Below are 18,339 nucleotides of genomic sequence, written 5' to 3' on the forward strand. Positions count from 1 at the left end.
AGCAAGGGGCCGCGAAAGCTGGCGCGGAGGCTCCGCCCAAGCAGGGGCCGCGGAACCGGCTTTGCCGGGCCGCAGGCGCAGCAGCCCCCTCGGGGGGCAGCGTATTACACGTAGTGAAAAGCGTGGGGGCCATATTCAAGCTCTCTCGACGTTGCAGATCGTCGTCTTGGTTTCCTGCATCATCGTCACGCTGTCGTAGCCATAGGTGGTGGCGGTGTTGGCCGCCTCGCCACGCACGACCGGGTGCGCGCCACTGGGGTAGTAGGCCAGCATGTCAGCCCCCTGCCAGCGCCCGGAGAAGTGGTACGGCATGAAGACGGTGTCCGGCCCCACCCGCTCCGTCACCAGGGCCTGCACATTCAGGCGAGCACCGGTCGGCGTGCTGACCCAGGCACGCTCACCATTGCGAATGCCTCTATCCGCAGCGATTTTTGGATTGATTTCGACGAACATCTCCTGCTGCAACTCGGCCAGCCAGGGATTGGAGCGGGTTTCTTCGCCGCCACCCTCGTATTCAACCAGCCGGCCGGAGGTCAGGATCAGCGGGAATTTCTCGTGCACCTTGTCGGCAATGTTTTTCTGCTGGATGGTCTTGTACAGCGTCGGCATGCGCCAGAAGGCTTTCTTGTCGTCATGCGTCGGGTACTTGGCCACCAGATCGGGGCGAATGCCGTAGAGCGGTTCGCGGTGCTGCGGAATCGCATCCGGGAAATTCCAGACCACCGCACGGGCCTTCGCATTGCCAAACACGTGGCAGCCATGGTTTTTCATGGTCACGCGGATGATGCCGCCCGATGAATCCGTTTTCCAGTTCTTGCCTTCGGCTGCGGCTTTTTCAGCCTCAGTCAGCTCATCCCACCAGCCGAGTTTCTTGAGCAGCAAGTGGTCGAACTCCGGATAACCGGTGGTGATGTCGGCGCCCAGCGAGTGCGAGCCGTCTTCGGCCAGCAGGTTGACGCCGTCCTTTTCCACGCCGAAGTTGGCGCGAAAATTACCGCCACCCTCCATGACATGTTTGGAGGTGTCATAGAGATTGGCGGAGCCGGGGTGTTTGAGTTCCGGCGTACCGTAGCAGGGCCACGGCAGGCCGAAATAATCCCCCGCCGTGTCATAGCCGGTTTCCTTGTCGATGCCGCCCCTGGACTTGAGGGTCTTGACGTCAAACAGATGCATGTTGCGCATGTGCGCCTTCAGGCGCTCGGGGCTCTGCCCGGTGTACCCAATGGTCCAGCAGGTCTTGTTGATCTCGCGCAGAATGTCTTCCGGCATGGGCTCGTCCATGCCCTTGACCTTTTGCATCTTGTAGTTCTTGGAGAGCTCTTTGGCAAAGCCCAGCTTCTCGGCGAACTGGTGCATGATCATGTGATCGGTGCGGCTTTCCCACAGCGGCTCAATCACTTTCTCGCGCCACTGCAGGGAACGGTTGGAGGCCGTCACCGAGCCGCTGGTCTCAAACTGGGTTGCCGCTGGCAGCAGGTACACCGCGCGGTTTGGATTGAGGTCTTCAGCCTTGCCCGGCATCGCCGCCATGGCCGCGGTGGCTGAAGGATAAGGGTCAATGACGACCAGCAAATCCAGCTTGTCCATGGCGCGCTTCATCTCCAGGCCACGGGTCTGGGAGTTGGGCGCATGGCCCCAGAAGAACACCCCGCGCAGGTTGGATTCCTGGTCAATGAGTTCGTTTTTCTCCATCACGCCGTCGATCCAGCGGGAGACGGTGATGCCGGGCTTGCCCATCATGGCGGGCGAGGCATAACGCCCCTTGATCCATTCGAAGTCAACACCCCATATCTTGGAAAAGTGCTTCCACGATCCTTCCGCCAGGCCATAGTAGCCCGGCAGGGAGTCGGGATTGGGCCCCACATCGGTGGCGCCCTGCACATTGTCGTGGCCGCGGAAAATATTGGTGCCGCCGCCGGATACGCCGACATTGCCCAGTGCCAGCTGCAAAATGCAGGAGGCGCGAACGATGGCATTGCCAATGGTGTGCTGGGTCTGGCCCATGCACCAGACGATGGTGGACGGCCGGTTTTTGGCCATCGCTTCAGCGGCCATGTAGACGCGCGCTTCCGGCACGCCGCAGGCTTCCTCCACCTTGTCGGGCGTCCACTTGGCCATCACATCCTCCTTGACCTTGTCCATGCCGTAGACGCGATCATTGATGTACTTCGTGTCTTCCCAGCCGTTCTTGAAGATGTGGTACAGCATGCCGAACAGGAACGGGATGTCCGAGCCCGAGCGGATGCGGATGTATTCGTCTGCCTTGGCCGCCGTGCGCGTAAAGCGCGGGTCGACCACGATCATCTTGCAGCCGGTCTCCTTGGCGTGCAGCATGTGCAGCAGGCTGACTGGATGCGCCTCGGCCGCATTGGAGCCGATGTACAACGCGCACTTGCTGTTCTGCATGTCGTTGTAGGAGTTCGTCATCGCGCCGTAGCCCCAGGTGTTGGCGACGCCGGCCACCGTGGTGGAGTGGCAGATACGGGCCTGGTGGTCACAGTTGTTGCTGCCCCACAAACTCACCCACTTGCGCAGCAGGTAGGCTTGCTCATTGTTGTGCTTGGAGGACCCGATGAAGTAGACGCTGTCGGGCCCGCTGGCCTTGCGCAGCTCCACCATCCGGGCCGTGATTTCATTGAGGGCGGTGTCCCAGCTGATGCGCTCGTACTTGCCATTCACCAGCTTCATCGGGTAACGCAGGCGGTATTCGCCATGCCCGTGCTCGCGCACCGCAGCGCCCTTGGCACAGTGGGCCCCCAGGTTGATCGGTGAATCAAACACCGGCTCCTGGCGAACCCAGATGCCGTTTTCAACCACGGCATCAATCGCACAGCCTACCGAGCAGTGGGTGCACACGGTGCGCTTGACTTCGATTTTTCCGCTGCCATCCGTGGCGCCCGGCGTTGCCGCCCCGGCCTTTTTAACCAGTGTCAGCTGCGTGGCTGCCAGGCCGACCCCCACACCCACGCCCGAGCGGCGCAGGAAGGCGCGCCGGTCCATGGTGGGGATGGCATTGGACAGGCCGCGCGAGAGGCTTTCGACAAAACGCGCCGAACCGGCACGATGCGCCAGATTGCCTGGGGTTGCGTGAGGTTTTTTCGTGAGCAGCATGAAGCTCTCCGTGAAAAGGAAAACAGGATGAAATTAGATGCGCGTGGTTTTGTAGTAACGCTTGACGTGCTCTGACAGGCTGTAACCACCGCCTTTTTCAGGTGCCGGCTTGGCCTCCTGGGGCGCGGCTTGCGGTAGCTGTGCGCCCGGCAAGGCCACGATGGCTGCGGCTGCTGCGCCCGTGGCGGCTGCACCGAAGAAGAAGCCCCGGCGCGAGGGCTTTGGCTGGCTGTCCTGCATCTTTGTCTCCAAGGAGGCTGCTGGCATGTATGCAACGGTTTGCATACACACTGTACGTCAGAGCGTGGAGCGCCACAACAATTTGCATCATCCAAACATGGAGATTAGGGGAAAACGATAAGCTTTCTTATCGTCCCTGTGCCCCCCTGGAGACGGCCGGTGTCTCAATTTGAGGCGGACATGGAACGGATGGGGACGGATGGCCTGGAGGCCGTTGCGGGACATGCCAATGCCCTTCAGGCGAGCATGTCAAACCCTTGTGATTCGACACTGATGAAGGCCTGGGTGAAGGTCGCGAGTGCCCGGTAAAACCGGGCCTTGGGGTGCTGCATGATCGCGTCGCACATCAGGGGCACCCAGGGCTGGACATGCCGTGCAAAAAATTCGCGCTGGCGCGTCAGGTTGGCCACCTCCACGTCGTCACCGGCAATCAGGTAGCGCATGACCTCGCACAGGTAGGCCACATGGTCTTCTGTTTCCGGCATGGCCTCGTCACGCGCCAATCCCAGTGCGGCGATGTCGGTACGAAGGGCCGCCAGCGGCCTTTCGTTCAGGAAGCCACTGAGGTAATGGGATCCAAAGAGATACAGCTCGGGTTTGCCCACACCCCCAAAGAGGGTATCGTATTCCTGCCCGATGTCTGCCAGGCTTTGCTCGCGCGCCACGGCGACCAGCTCTTGCCAGGAACTCTCGAGCACGGCCCCCGCCGCCGGTGCTTCGGTGACGGCGACGCGGATGTTGCCGTGCAATTCGGCAGACGGCGCCGCGTAGTACAGCGCCGCGAGCAGCCCATAGACCTCCGCGCGTGCGGTTTCTTCGTCCAGGCCGGAGGATACGAGTTGCGCTTGCATCATGTGTGTGTCGTCGTGTGTGTGCCCGCCTAGCGGATATCGGTGATCTTGAGTTCGTTGTCTGCAGAGTAGATGTCGATGACCCGGCAGTCGCCGCACATCTTGAGGCGGTCCGCAGCCGCGCCCTGAAACATGGCGTGGCCCGCCAGCTTGCCCAGCATGGACTCGATGGCCTTGAGCGTGCCAAAGGGCTTGCCGCAGCGTATGCATTGGTAGGGCTGCGTCTCGTTGAGCACGCGCGCCTCCTTGCGCTGGGGCGTCAGCAAAAGCCGCGGCTGCAGCGTGATGGCGTCTTCCGGGCAGGTAACCGCGCATAAACCACACTGCACGCAGTTCTTTTCAATGAATTTGAGTTGCGGACGTTCGGGGTTGTCCTGCAGCGCGCTGGCCGGGCAGGCACTCACGCAGCTCAGGCACAGGGTGCAGGTGTCGGTGTTGACAACAAGGCTTCCAAATGGCGAGCCTGAGCGGGGAAGCTCAATCGCTTCAGGCACAGTGGCAGGCGCGTGGGCAATCAGGTGGTCCAGCGCCATGTCCAGCGTACTGCGTTTTTCCTGGACTACCGCAAAGCGGGCAGTGACCGCGGGCACCATGGGCCTGGCCTGCGCCAGGGTTTGCAGGCTGGCATCGAGGCCGGCGAGCGCCCGGGCATGGACGCCCGGCTGGGTGCGCACCAGCTGAAAATGAACGCCCGCATAGCCCAGGCCGCCGAGGATGGCCTGCGCCACCCGCATCTGGTCCGCCAAGCCCTCCAGGTAGGCCGGCGCCTCTTCATCGGTGACCAGCACGGCCACCTGTTCGGCGCCAAACGCGAGGGCGCTCAACCAGACGTCCAGCCCCAGGCTGGCGGTATGCCACAAGGCCTGCGGAATGACGTTGGCCGGCACGCCCTGCACGTTTTTTTGCAACCGGGCGGCGCGACCCAGCGCCTCGATGGCCTGCTGGCCGGCGCCCTGGCTGTGGAACAGCAGCACCGGGTGCGCACCGCCGGCCCGGGCATAGGTGGCAAGAAGGGTCTTGAGGCGGACACCCTGCTCGCTGGCGCGGGGATAGGCATAAGTGAGCGCGCCGGTTGGGCAGACGGTGGTGCAGGCGCCGCAGCCTATGCACAGATTGGGATTGACGACGATCTGCTGGCGCTCTTTCTGGCTGCTGACCGCGCCGGCCGAGCAGATGTCGATGCAGGCATTGCAGCCGACGGTTTCATTGCGGCTGTGGGCGCACAGCTTTTGCTTGTAGGCAAAGAATTTGGGCTTTTCAAACTCGCCCACCAGGTCACGCAGCTTGACCACCGTGGCCAGCAAACCGGGCGAGACCAGCCCGGCCGAGGCATCGCATGCAAAGTAGCCCTGGGGTGGCGCGTGCAGCGCGATCAGGGGTTGGCGCCCCAGATCCAGCACGAGATCAAACGCCTCGGTGACTGCCTGCGCTTCGCGGTTGAAGTCGATCGCGCCGGCGGCCTTGCAGACGGCCACGCAGTCCCGGTGCGAGGTGCATTTGCTGCTGTCCACCTGGTAGCTCAGGTCGATGGCGCCTTCGGGGCACACCGCGATGCAGGCATTGCAGCGGGTACACAGGTCGAGGTCAATCGGATTGTCTTTTGTCCATTTCGCTTCAAAAGCGCCCAGCCAGCCCTTGAGGCTCAGGCCGGTACCGCTGATGACCGGGTACTTGCGCTCCTGAGCGGGAAAGCCGCCCGGCGCCGGGTCAGCGACACCTTGCGAAAAAATCGTCACGTCCAGCGCATCGGCGACCAGCGCAGCCACCTGCTCGGCCTGGTCCAGCGGGCCGACAATCAGCAGGCGGCCGGCGCTTTTGTAGGTGACGGTCGAGACGGGTTCTGCCTCAGGCAGGTGCGCGACGGCGAGCAGCGCGGCGATCTTGGGGCTGGCGGTCGAAGCGTCCTTGCTCCAGCCGCCGGTTTCACGAATATTGACGAACCTGACCACCGAGGTCGCCCCCGCGGTCTGCTCGCCCAGCGCCGCAAAGAGGCGCTTTTCCTGGGTGCAGGCCACCACGACGTCATCACCTGACTGGACCGCCTTCTGGAACGCGCCGGCCTCGCGCCGGCACAAGGTCGAATGCCGCGTCAGATCTTCATTGAGTGCCGCGCCCACCGCCTGGGGCTGGAGGGGCATGGTCTGGTTGCAGTCGCAAATCAGTGTGGGCATGGTCTTCTGGGCGTTGGCTGGCGCCGGCGTCAGGCAATGACCCGGCTTGGCTGCGGTTGTCGGGGTTGACAGGGTCTGGCGTTATCATGCCCGCGGTTTCTGATGACTGTGCCACGGTTTCACCATCAGGGTTATTCGCATTTTCCCGCGCTACAGCCGCCTGGATTTTTTCCGGGTCATCCTGGTCATCCTTCTCCGCCTTGTCATCCTTGTCATCCTCCTCGTCATCAAACAGCTTGAGGAATTTCGCACTGGCCATCTGCCGAAGCATGGACTCGGGTATCGGCTCGGAGATGGAATAGTCATCTATGTAGGTGTCCAGTCCATCCATCACATTGAAGTGCGGATCGGCAAACAGCTTTTTCATGGCCGCGTTCCTGACTTCAGGCCCCACCCCCTCGGCCATGAAGGGTTTGAAATCGGAGTCCTTGGTCAAAAACCGCACGTCATTGAGTGACAGCTCTTTTTCCGCGGGCACGATGGCATCGGGAGCGGAAGGTGGCGCCGCAGCCGGTGCGGATTGCGTCCCGTCTGGCGGAGGCACAATGGCGCCGGCGTTACCCCCCGGGGCCACCGCCGGCGCAGGCTCTTCGAGCGGCTTGCCCTGCAGGGCGTCAGACTTGCGGCGAGCCCACCGGCCCAGGAATCCCCCGCGCTCTTCAGCCATGGCCGGGCCCGTCCGGTTTCTTGTCAGTACTCACCCGCGCGGGATTGCCAAAACGATCCTGCAAGGACTGAAAGCTTTGCGGACGCTGGCGCCGCTTGGGTTCCAGCACATGATGCCGGTCCACAAACTCCTGCAGCCACTGCACCACGTCGGGCGGTGCGGGAACCTGTTCGACGGTTTCCTGCGCGTCCAGCCAGCGCCCGGCGTCGTGGTAGCTCAAGGTAACGGTCTGCGGTACGGCCACCGGCTCATCTGCAAGACCCGCCTCTTCCTCCATGCGCCACACCACCCAGAAGCAGGGATGGGGTGCGGTCACATTCAGGTAATAACCCTCGGCATCGCCCAAAAACAGCTCCACCCTGAAGCCCGGGTGCAACCAGCGCTCCTCGCGGTCGTCCTTGAGCAGCAAGCGGGGTTGGTTGCCGAAGGCCTCCTCCTGCGGCACCACATCGGCCAGCACCCAGCGCCAGGGCTGCCAGCGGTTGTCAATGCGCTCCCGGCACATGACCACCGCCACCAGCAGGGTTGGACGGTGAACAGCGTCCCCCGTCTCAGGGGACTGCATCAGGAAATCAGCCATGGCCGCAGTGTACGGCGGACTCCATGAATCCCTAAACCAACAATGCGCGTTGGGGCTTGTCAGGCGCCGACAGCAGGCATCGTCAGCGGGCGCCGGGACGCCCGCCGGTTCGCCTGACGGGAGCTCAGGTATTTTTTCAGGTATTTTTTGAAATCGTGATGGTCGGAAATTTGGCCGAAAAATCTTTCGCCTTGGCCGCCACGGTGATGGCCATTTTGCGCGCCACCGCCTTGTAAATGGCGGCCACGTCGCCGTCGGGGTCTGCCACGACCGTGGGCCTGCCGTTGTCGGCCTGCAGGCGGATGTTGATATCCAGCGGCAGCGCGCCGAGATAGTCCATGTGGTAGTCGGCCGCCAGTTTCTTGCCGCCGTCCTCGCCAAAGATGTGCTCGGCGTGGCCGCACTGGCTGCACACATGCACCGCCATGTTTTCCACGATGCCCAGGATGGGCACACCCACCTTCTCAAACATCTTGATGCCTTTTTTGGCGTCCAGCAGTGCGATGTCCTGCGGCGTCGTGACGATCACGGCACCCGTCATGGGCACCCGCTGGGAGAGCGTGAGCTGGATGTCGCCGGTGCCGGGCGGCAGGTCGACGATCAGGTAATCGAGGTCCTTCCAGTTGGTCTGGCGCAGCAGCTGCTCCAGCGCCTGGGTGGCCATGGGGCCGCGCCAGATCATGGCCTCGTCCTGCGCCACCAGGAAACCGATGGACATGACCTGAATGCCGTAGTTTTCCATCGGCTCCATATTCTTGCCATCCACACTCTCGGGCCGGCCTTCGATGCCCATCATCATGGGCTGGCTGGGGCCGTAAATGTCGGCGTCGAGCAGGCCCACGCTGGCGCCTTCAGCGGCCAGGGCCAGCGCGAGGTTAACGGCGGTGGTGCTCTTGCCCACGCCGCCCTTGCCGGAGGCCACGGCAATGATGTTCTTCACATTGGGCAGCAGCTGCACGCCGCGTTGCACGCTGTGGGCGGCGATCTTGACCGCGATATTGACCGATACGTTGTTCACGCCGGCCACCCCCTTGGTCGCCGCGATCAGCATCTTGCGGATAGCCGCCATCTGGCTCTTGGCTGGATAACCCAACTCCACGTCAAAGGACACGTCGCCGTCGGTGATCTGCAGGTTTTTGAGCGCTTTTGCGCTGACAAAATCCTTGCCGGTGTTGGGGTCAAGCACGCCTTGCAGCGCGTTCAAAATTGCCGATTGTTCTACAGCCATCTGGGAAATCTCCGATTGAATTGGGGGCAGGCCGGGAGCGCTGGGGCGCGCTGCCTGGCGGTCGGGAGATTGTCGGGCATGGGACAGCCAATTGGAAAAAGCCCCCAGCGAGGGCGATTGCCGAGTTTTCCGGCCCCAGCCGGGGCTCGGGACAAAACGACGGTAAAAATGGACCACTCTGGCCGATTTGCAGCCGACGGTGCCCCAACCCGACAGGCTCCCGGGCTTGAAGAGAAGTCTAAGGCAATGCGGATGAGGGCGCATCGCCAGCGCGGAGAAGCCATGACCTGACAAGGCATCGGCAGGCCGGTGTCTTGATCTTGCTCAATCCACGCAGGCTGGAACAGGACCAGAATGTGTCACGGGATGGCAGTGGTGGCGGTGGAAAGATGGCTTCCCGGCCCGCCGTCCGGTGTTTGGCCTGGGGATATTTCATGCCTGTCGACCTGGCACCCCTCCCTTCTTCTCAGTCTTCTCAGGAGATGGTTCATGGAACTGACCTCGACCGCTTTCACGCCCCAGGGCGATATCCCGCAACGCCATACCTGCGAGGGTGAGGACATCGCGCCAGCGCTGCGCTGGACCGGTGTTCCGGACACTGCCCGCAGTCTGGTGCTGATTGTTGATGATCCCGATGCGCCCGATCCGGCTGCACCGCAGCGAACCTGGGTGCACTGGGTACTCATCGATATTCCGCCGGCCGCGCCCGGTTTGCCCGAGGGCGGCGATCCGCTGCCCGCCGGCACGCGCGCAGGCCTCAACGACTGGAGCCGCCCGGGCTATGGCGGGCCTTGCCCACCGATCGGGCGGCATCGCTATTTTTTCAAGCTCTACGCCCTCGACACGACACTGCCCGCGCTTCACCAACCAGCCAAGGCGGCTGTCGAGCACGCCATGCAGGGCCACGTGCTGGCCCGGGCCGAACTGGTCGGCACCTACCAGAAGCAGAAGGCCCGCCCCTGAACTGATTGGTGTCATCGGCGTGATCGACTGCCCCATGCCAGCAGTCGCCAGCGCGCGCAGCCTTGAGCATGGCATGCGCCGCCGACCGGGCGGCGCGGTCATTCACGCGCTCATTCCTCTTCCGGACAAGGCGGACTTGGACCCTCGGCCGGCTCACCGGTCTCGGGGTCCAGCCATTCGGCAATGCCGATCTCGCGCTCGGCCTCTGACAAGGTGATGGCCGGCGCCAGCGCTCGCTCGTCGGCGGCATCCATGTCCTCCCGCGCCAGTTCGACCGTCTCGAACGGGCCGAACTCCTGCTTGCCGTCAGGTGTCAGCCAGTGGTAGCCGTCCGGGCGGGCCACAATCCGGTCCCATCCATTGTCGGCATCGGGTTCCATACCCTCTTCAGGCGCATCGTCCCAGCGCGGAGTGCCTGCCTTGGCCCTTACCCTGGCCTTGACCTTGGCCATTGCCCTGGTTTTCAGCTTGGATTTCAGCCTGGTTTTTGCCGTGCGTGTCATCATCGCCTCCTTCCGTCCCGGCGGTGTCGACAGCGATAGCGCACGTTCTGCGGTCAAGACCGGGGACTCAAGAGTCCTACAGAATTAGTCCATTGTCCCCGCTTCGCCGCCGTCGCGTCACCCGGGCGCGCGGGGCGCGCTGTGCGGTCCAGGGCATGGCGCCGCCCTCAAACCAGCTCGAACCCGGCGCCCCTGATGACGGCGTCGCCCAGTGCCGCGCGAATGGCGTCGTCCACATTGTTCAGCCAGACGAAAGTCAGGTCCTGGCGGCTTGCCTCGGGCACATCGCGCAGGTCCTTCTCGTTGCGCTGCGGCAGCAGCACGGTGTGCACGCCGGCACGCTGCGCGGCCAGCACTTTTTCCTTGACACCGCCGACCGGCAGCACCAGGCCGCGAAGGCTGATTTCGCCGGTCATGGCCACATCGTGGCGTACCACGCGGTTGGCGAACAGGGAGGCCAGAGCGATGAACATCGCCACCCCTGCGCTGGGTCCGTCCTTGGGGATCGCCCCCGCCGGCACATGCACGTGCACGTCGATGTCGTCGAAGGCGTCTGCCGGCAGGTGCAGCATGGCGGCGCAGGACTTCACCAGCGTCAGGGCCGCCTGGGCGCTTTCCTTCATCACATCGCCAAGCTGACCGGTCAGGATCAGGCGGCCCGAGCCGGCCACACGGGTTGCCTCGATGAACAGGATGTCCCCCCCGGCCGGCGTCCAGGCCAGCCCGGTGGCCACACCCGGCACGCTGCTGCGCAACACGGTTTCGTGTTCGAACTTCGTGGCGCCGAGGAGCGCGTCCAGGTCGGCCGCATCGACACACACCTGCGGCGTCGAACCATCGGCGATCTGCACCGCTGCATGGCGCATGACGCGCCCGATCTCGCGCTCGAGCTGGCGCACCCCGGCCTCACGCGTGTAGTCGGCCACAATGGACTGCAGCGCCGCGGGCGTCAGTTCGCACTGGCCGTCGCGCAAGCCGTTGGCCTCGCGCTGGCGCTGCACCAGGTAACGCTGCGCAATCTGCAGCTTTTCTTCCTGCGTGTAGCCCGGCAGGTCGATCACCTCCATGCGGTCGCGCATCGGCACGGGCACCTGGTCGATCACGTTCGCCGTGGCGATGAAGACCACGCGGCTCAGATCAAAGGGCACCCCCAGGTAATTGTCGCGGAAGGTGGCGTTCTGCTCCGGGTCCAGCACCTCGAGCAGCGCGGCCGACGGGTCGCCGTGGGCACTGAGAGACAGCTTGTCAACCTCGTCCAGCATCATTACGCAGTGGCGTGCGCCGGCCTTGCGCAGGCTCTGCACGATCAGGCCCGGCATGGCGCCGATGTAGGTGCGGCGATGGCCGCGAATCTCGGCTTCGTCATGCACGCCACCCAGCGACATCCGCACGAACGGCCGCCCCAGCGCGCGTGCAATGCTCTGGCCGAGCGAGGTCTTGCCCACACCGGGTGGCCCGACGAAACACAGGATGGGCGCGCGCCCCTGCGGGTTGAGCTTTTGCACCGCCAGAAACTCGACAATGCGCTGCTTGATGCGGTGCAGCCCGTAGTGGTCGGCTTCGAGGATCCGGCGCGCCTCGCCCAGATCGATCGGGTTGGCCGGCGGGGCCGCCCACGGCAGTTCGGTCATCCACTCCAGGTAGGTGCGCAGCATCGAATACTCGCCGGACGCATCCGGCATGCGTTGCAGGCGCCCGAGCTCCTTGCGCGCCTGGGCCTGCACATCGTCCGGCATGCCGGCTTTCGCAATGAGCTCTTCGAGGCGCACGATATCCTCGTCCTCGTCCCCGCTCTCACCGAGCTCTTTCTGGATGGCCTTGAGTTGCTCACGCAGCAGATATTTGCGCTGGTGAAGGTCAATCTGTTCCTTGGTGCGCTCGCCGATCTCCTGCGACAGGCGCAGCACCTCGATGCGGTGCTCCAGCATCTGCAATACCTTCGGCAGCCGGTCTTCCGGGCTCTCCGTCTCGAGCAGCATCTGCTTTTCGACCAGCTCGGCATCCAGCAGGCTCGCGACGATGTCCGCCAGGTGCGATGGCGAGCGCACGGACTGCAGCGTGTGGGCCAGTTCGGCCGGCGCACCCGGCAGCAGTGCCAGAATTTCCACTGCGCGGTCACGCAATTGCAGCCCCAGCGCTTCAGCTTGCGTGGAAATCACGGCCGGCTCCGGGATGGGCTGCACACGGGCGGCCAGAAACGGGTAGCCCTCGACCAGTGCCTCGATGCGAAAGCGCTCCACGCCCTGGCAGACGGCGTGCTGCAGCTGCTCGTCGGCGTCAACGTGCTGCAGCACCTTGGCGATGGTTCCCACGTCGTACAGCGCGTCGCGGCCCGGGTCGTCAATCGCTGCGTCCCGCTGCAGCACGATGCCCAGCCCGGCGCCAGTCTGGTGCGCATGCTGCACCGCCGCAACCGATTTGGCGCGACCGACGGTGATGGGCACCAGCACATGCGGAAACAGCACGACATTGCGCATGGGAACCAGCGCAATCACCCCTTCCGGAAGGGCCGGCCGATCATGAACTGGCGCAGTCATGGCATTTCACCCGATGGCCTGGCTGCGCGGGAAGCCCCCGCGGCAAGTGCCGGCAGACTGTTGACGTGGCAGCTGCCCGCAGGGCAGCCCGATTGCAGGGTTCATCGCTCACCTCGACTTGCTCAGGCTCGCCGCCGGGCCGCTAGAAAGCTGATTCCCGCCCGGCGGCAGACCCATCGCCACGGACCCGCAGCCAGAACGCAATCCAGTATAGGCACGTCTTCTGCGGCCGGGCAACGGGCGGCCAACTCCATGCTTGATCTACATCAAGCGCCGGCAAGGCATGGGCGAAGGCTGCACGCAACCCGGCGTGGCGCACTGGACCGAAACGCCCCGGAAAATACCCAGTCACGGGGTGAGAACGGCAAACGCCGTCAGGCGACTTAAAATCATGGGTTAGCCCTACCAAAGCACCCACCATGTCCCAGCGCCGCCTTTTCGTCACCACTGCACTTCCCTACGCCAACGGGAATTTCCACATTGGCCACATCATGGAATACATCCAGGCCGACATCTGGGTGCGTTACCAGAGAATGCAGGGCCATGAGGTGAACTTTGTCGGCGCCGACGACGCGCATGGCGCGCCCATCATGATCGCCGCCGAAAAAGCGGGCAAAACACCCCAGCAGTTCGTGGCCGACATCGCCGCGGGCCGCAAGCCTTACCTCGACGGTTTTCACATCAGCTTTGACAACTGGCATTCGACGGATGGGCCGGAAAACCACCAGCTGGCGCAGCAGATCTACCTGGACCTCAAAAAGGCCGGGCTGATCGAAACCAAAACCATCGAGCAGTTCTTCGACCCCGACAAGAACATGTTCCTGCCCGACCGCTTCATCAAGGGCCAGTGCCCCAAATGTGGCGCGAAAGACCAGTACGGCGACAACTGCGAGGTATGCGGCGCGGTCTATGCGCCGACCGACCTGATCAACCCGTACTCGGCCCTGTCGGGCGCCACGCCCGTGCTCAAGAGTTCGGAGCATTTTTTCTTCAAACTCTCCGATCCGCGCTGCGTGGCTTTTCTGGAGCGCTGGACCCAGGACGGCATGCTGCAAACGGAAGTCGCCAACAAGGTCAAGGAGTGGTTTTCGCCACGCCAAAACGCCGACGGCACCACCAGCGAAGGCCTGGACGACTGGGACATCAGCCGCGACGCACCCTATTTCGGCATCGAGATTCCGGATGCACCGGGCAAGTATTTCTACGTGTGGCTGGACGCCCCGGTCGGTTACCTGGCCTCGCTGAAAAACCTGCTGGACAAAAAAGGGCTGGACTACGACGCCTACATGGCCGACCCGGGGCTGGAACAGTACCACTTCATTGGCAAGGACATCATCACCTTCCACACCCTGTTCTGGCCGGCCATGCTGCATTTCAGCGGCCGCAAGACGCCGGACAACGTTTTTGTGCACGGCTTTCTGACCGTCAACAACGGCGAAAAAATGAGCAAAAGCCGCGGCACCGGGCTGGACCCGCTCAAGTACCTCAACCTGGGCATGAATCCCGAATGGCTGCGCTACTACCTCGCCGCCAAGCTCAATGCCCGCAATGAAGACATCGACTTCAACCCGGAAGACTTCATGGCACGCGTCAATGCCGACCTGGTCGGCAAGTACATCAACATTGCCAGCCGTGCGGCCGGCTTTATCAGCAAGCGGTTTGACGGCCGGCTTGGCGAGCCATCAGCGGACGGCGACGCCCTGCTCGAAGTGCTGCGGGCTGCCGCACCGGCGATCCAGGAGCTCTATGCCGAACGCGAATATGGCAAGGCCCTGCGCGAGGTCATGCAGCTGGCCGATCGCGTGAACGGCTATGTGGACCAGAACAAGCCCTGGGAACTGGCCAAGCAGCAAGGCATGGAAGTGCGGCTGCTCGACGTGTGCACGGTCTGCATTGAGGCTTTTCGCCTGCTGACCATCTACCTCAAGCCGGTGCTGCCCGCACTGGGCGCCCAGGTTGAAGGCTTCCTGAAAACCGGTTCGCTGACCTTCCGGGATGCGGGAGCCAGCCTCGGTAGCGGCCACCTGATCGGCGAGTACCAGCACCTGATGCAGCGCGTCGACGTGAAGCAGCTGGACGCGCTGTTCGAGCCACCGGCTGCCGCTCCCGAGCCTGAGCAGCTCACCCCCGGCGGCGAAGCGCTGGCGGCCCCGATCACGATTGACGATTTTGCAAAGGTGGACCTGCGCATTGCGAAGATCGTCAACTGCGAAGCCGTGGAAGGCTCCACCAAGCTGTTGCGCCTGACGCTGGATGTGGGCGAAGGCAAGATGCGCAACGTCTTCAGCGGCATCGCCTCGGCCTATACGCCCGACCAGCTGATTGGCAAGCACACGGTGGTGGTGGCCAACCTGGCGCCGCGCAAAATGAAGTTTGGTGTCAGCGAAGGCATGGTGCTGGCCGCCAGCCATGCCGATGAAAAGGCCCAGCCCGGCATTTACGTGCTGGAGCCCTTGTCCGGCGCGTCACCGGGCTTGCGCATCCGCTGATCCGGCGGTGTCCCGGGCGTTTGCTTCGGCGCGGCGCGTGAGGCATCCGGCCCGCTGACAAACCGCAGTGCCGTGCCGGCGTGCCCTGCAAGCTCCGCCAGCACAGCCCCCAGTGCCTGCAGCAGCAGCGCGGGGTCACTCGTCTTGAAGGGTGCCTGCGCCACGGCGACCTTGAGCCGCAGCACCGTCCTGGGCGGCAGGCTGGGGCTCTCGGTCAGCCCGCGGGCGATCAGACGCTGTCCGATGGCGGTCAGTTGCTCACGCGTGACATTGCCCGGCAGGATCAGCACGAAATCGCCATCGCGATGCCGTGCCACGGTGTCGCCTTCCTGGGCCACGGCCGTGATACAGGCGCCGGCATGCACCACCGCGCTCTGCGCGGCCTCCATGCCGTATTCCTGGCGAATGTCAATGGCGTTGCCGACGCGGATGCGCAGGACCGCCCCCGCACCCGGGTGGCGCTGCTGGCGAAGAATCAGCTGCTCCAGCCGCCGCAGCAGGACCCGATGGCTGGCAACGCCGGTCAGCGGATCCACGCGGCCGAGCGCGCCCACACGCGCCTGGTTGTCCCGCCGCTCGTTGCTGCGGAAATACAGGGCAATCAGCAGCAGCAGGATTTCAAGGGCAGTGCCAATCTGCGCGCCATACTGGCTGGCGGCACTGAGGGGTACGACGCTGAGCCGGGTCAGCAGCGGGAAGATGGACCCGCCCGCCAGACAGATGATGGCCGCCAGCACCCACAGGCCGACGCGGGGCCTGCGCCGCGCATACCAGCCCGCCACACCCAGGTAGCTGAGCAGGCTGACCAGGTAGTAAGGCGGCGGGAAGACAAAATAGGGCTTGCGGCCGGCCAACACAAAGCCCAGCGCGACCATGGCACCGAGCCCCCCCATGACCAGCAACCACCTGGACAGCCAGGAGGAAACATCCCGCTCCACCACGAGCTGGCGCAGGAGCAGATGCAGCAAAGCCGCGCCCAGCAGTGTCAGCGCCACCGGCGCGCGGTCGTTCCACCAGGCCGAGCCCGGCCACAAATACTCTCCGCCCAGCCCCGTCAGGGACAGCTGGCCCAACGCCACCACCAGCACATAGCCGGCAAAAAAGAGATGGATCGAATCGCGCCAGGACACCGCATGGACGCCGCTCATCATGACAATCAGCAACACCAGGCCGATGTAAATGCCCAGCAGCAGATGCCAGTCTTCGCTGTTTTCCTGAAAACTGCGAGCGTCCGACAGGGTCCAGTACACGTTGATGGGGTAGCTGTGCGCCACGCGCAGGTAGGTAGGCCGGCTTTCGCCCGGCAGCAGCAGCAGCTCGAAGGCCGGGTGTAGATGCCGCAGGGGCCAGGACATGACGGGGATCAGGTCACCCGAACGCTGCAGTTGCCATTCGCCGCCGCCGCCCGCGTGCGACGCCAGACGGTACAGCTCCACGTTGTCCATGCCGGGATACGGCACTTCCAGCACGACCCGGGTAGGCGCGGCCACGGAAGGCAGCTGGAGCCAGTACCAGAGTATGCGGCCGCCACCGGTGGGCATGATCTGCCCGATACCGACAGTTTGCCCCTCGCCCGCCTCAAACCGCGCATGGACCTGATCGACCGTCAGGTCGCCAGCAGTATCGAGCAGCACCAGCGCTTCTTTGTGGAGGCCTGACATGCCGGTGGCAGCGATTTGCGCGTGCACGGGTCGCGGCTCCACCGCTTGAAGGCCCGCAGTCTCCTGGGCAAAAACCTGCCCGTGGACCAGCAGCAGTCCGGCCAGACAGCCTGCCAGCCGCAGGACCCTTGCCAGCGATGAGCGCAAAAAGCGATGCAACTGCTTACCCCCAGACAACCCAGACAACATGGTCAATACGATGCCTTGTTGAAAACGAAGGAGGCCTGGGCACCCCCACCGGAAACAACAAACAGGCGTCACGAAGAGCCCCTGATTCGCACAGCCTCAATCCAGGCTACATCAACAATGTAACAATAATTTACATTTCTGACTACCGGCATATGTCACGGAATAGACTATCTTTTTTGTCCTGTCTTCCCGTTGTTTTCCCGTTGTTCTGACCATGGCGTTTGCCATGGTCTCGGGACTCAAGCCCGAAGCCGGGAGCTGGATGGCCATCCTTGCGGGCGCATGATCTCCGCGCTGGGCGGCTCGGCGGTCCCCACGGGCCGGCCCGCCGACGCCTTCATTTTTCATGGTGCACGGCAGCCTGGGCGCTGCGGCCTGGTCAAGCTGCTGATCTTCACCGCCCGTGCCGACGTGGGCGTCTGTGCGCGCCAAAGGGTCAACTTCCGACCATTTTTTTAAAACCCGACTTGACCCGTGGCGACGATGGCGCTTGCATCGCGCGATGCGGATCAGTGTTCGGTTTTTTGATGGCGTCTGCGCTTTCCAACCGCATTTCACGCTGGCGTCAACGCGGCTTTTTCATTGATCACGACAGGAACCCGTCAGCGGCCTGCCTGGCTAGCTCCCGCCGGACCGGGTCGGCGCTGCCGCACCGCGGTCAGGATCCCCCGCAGAATCTCGATGGGCGGCGGTGGGCAGCCAGGCACGGCGACATCAACAGGAATCACGTTCGCGACGCGGCCACAACTCGCGTAGCTCTCGCCGAAAATACCACCCGTGCAGCCGCAGTCCCCCACCGCGACCACGAGTTTCGGCTCTGGCGTCGCGTCATAGGTGCGCCGCAGCGCCTCGTCCATGTGGCGCGATACCGGGCCGGTCACCAGCAGCATGTCGGCGTGGCGTGGGCTGGCGACGAACTTGATGCCCAGTCCTTCGATGTTGTAGTAAGGGTTGTTGAGCGCGTGGATTTCCAGCTCGCAACCATTGCACGAGCCGGCATCGACCTCGCGGATGGTCAGCGCCTGACCGAGGATAAGCAGAATATCGCGGTGGATGCGCTCGATCGCGGCGCGTTGGGCGTCGTCAATGCCCGGAGCCGGTTCGGTGATGATGCCGGTGCGAGTGATTTGTTTGAGGATGTGCCACATG

The 18,339-nt window shown here is 63.7% G+C and carries 13 protein-coding genes; 2 read left to right on the forward strand and 11 right to left on the reverse strand.

What is annotated here, in order from left to right:
• Window positions 1-135: 135 nt before the first annotated feature.
• The 7 genes from AC1DUR_RS15610 to apbC form a co-directional block, all read right to left on the reverse strand.
• Window positions 136-3,111 carry a formate dehydrogenase subunit alpha gene (locus AC1DUR_RS15610; protein WP_477719884.1) on the reverse strand — a complete coding sequence of 992 codons (2,976 nt, stop codon included), beginning with the start codon at window positions 3,109-3,111 and terminating at the stop codon, window positions 136-138.
• Window positions 3,112-3,144: 33 nt separating this feature from the next.
• Window positions 3,145-3,351 carry a formate dehydrogenase gene (locus AC1DUR_RS15615; protein ID WP_477719885.1) on the reverse strand — a complete coding sequence of 69 codons (207 nt, stop codon included), beginning with the start codon at window positions 3,349-3,351 and terminating at the stop codon, window positions 3,145-3,147.
• 236 nt (window positions 3,352-3,587) lie between these two features.
• Window positions 3,588-4,205 carry a TorD/DmsD family molecular chaperone gene (locus AC1DUR_RS15620; RefSeq protein WP_477719886.1) on the reverse strand — a complete coding sequence of 206 codons (618 nt, stop codon included), beginning with the start codon at window positions 4,203-4,205 and terminating at the stop codon, window positions 3,588-3,590.
• Between the two features lie 26 nt (window positions 4,206-4,231).
• Complete coding sequence (locus AC1DUR_RS15625; protein ID WP_477719887.1) at window positions 4,232-6,373, reverse strand: 4Fe-4S binding protein; 2,142 nt, start codon at window positions 6,371-6,373, stop codon at window positions 4,232-4,234.
• On the reverse strand, window positions 6,300-7,040 hold the full coding sequence (locus AC1DUR_RS15630) for a DUF3306 domain-containing protein (protein WP_477719888.1): 741 nt from the start codon (window positions 7,038-7,040) through the stop codon (window positions 6,300-6,302). Before AC1DUR_RS15630 ends, AC1DUR_RS15625 begins: the two co-directional genes overlap by 74 nt.
• Window positions 7,033-7,620, reverse strand: a complete 588-nt coding sequence (locus AC1DUR_RS15635; RefSeq protein ID WP_477721750.1) for a DUF3305 domain-containing protein — start codon at window positions 7,618-7,620, stop codon at window positions 7,033-7,035. The genes AC1DUR_RS15630 and AC1DUR_RS15635 overlap by 8 nt, the downstream gene beginning before the upstream one ends.
• A gap of 136 nt (window positions 7,621-7,756) precedes the next feature.
• A complete protein-coding gene (apbC, locus tag AC1DUR_RS15640) occupies window positions 7,757-8,848 on the reverse strand; it encodes an iron-sulfur cluster carrier protein ApbC (RefSeq protein WP_477719890.1) in 1,092 nt (363 codons plus the stop codon).
• Window positions 8,849-9,337: 489 nt separating this feature from the next.
• Here apbC and AC1DUR_RS15645 point away from each other — a divergent pair, with 489 nt between their 5' ends.
• Window positions 9,338-9,811: a YbhB/YbcL family Raf kinase inhibitor-like protein gene (locus AC1DUR_RS15645; protein WP_477719891.1), complete on the forward strand. Its 474-nt coding sequence runs from the start codon at window positions 9,338-9,340 to the stop codon at window positions 9,809-9,811.
• Between the two features lie 110 nt (window positions 9,812-9,921).
• On the opposite strand, the gene AC1DUR_RS15650 is transcribed toward AC1DUR_RS15645, so the two are convergent.
• Entirely contained in the window at window positions 9,922-10,314 is a 393-nt protein-coding gene (locus AC1DUR_RS15650) for a hypothetical protein (RefSeq protein WP_477719892.1), read from the reverse strand.
• Window positions 10,315-10,481: 167 nt separating this feature from the next.
• Window positions 10,482-12,851: an endopeptidase La gene (lon, locus tag AC1DUR_RS15655; RefSeq protein WP_477719893.1), complete on the reverse strand. Its 2,370-nt coding sequence runs from the start codon at window positions 12,849-12,851 to the stop codon at window positions 10,482-10,484.
• A gap of 419 nt (window positions 12,852-13,270) precedes the next feature.
• Here lon and metG point away from each other — a divergent pair, with 419 nt between their 5' ends.
• Window positions 13,271-15,340 carry a methionine--tRNA ligase gene (metG, locus tag AC1DUR_RS15660; RefSeq protein ID WP_477719894.1) on the forward strand — a complete coding sequence of 690 codons (2,070 nt, stop codon included), beginning with the start codon at window positions 13,271-13,273 and terminating at the stop codon, window positions 15,338-15,340.
• Here the strand turns inward: metG and AC1DUR_RS15665 are convergent.
• The gene (locus AC1DUR_RS15665; protein ID WP_477719895.1) at window positions 15,289-17,028 is read right to left on the reverse strand and encodes a sensor domain-containing diguanylate cyclase; all 1,740 of its coding nucleotides are present in this window, start codon (window positions 17,026-17,028) and stop codon (window positions 15,289-15,291) included. The genes metG and AC1DUR_RS15665 overlap by 52 nt on opposite strands.
• Window positions 17,029-17,792: 764 nt before the next feature.
• Window positions 17,793-18,338, reverse strand: coding sequence for an NADH-quinone oxidoreductase subunit B family protein (locus tag AC1DUR_RS15670; RefSeq protein ID WP_477719896.1), 546 nt, complete (start codon window positions 18,336-18,338; stop codon window positions 17,793-17,795).
• Window position 18,339: the final 1 nt, after the last annotated feature.

Source organism: Polaromonas sp. P4_F4 (genome assembly GCF_056401355.1).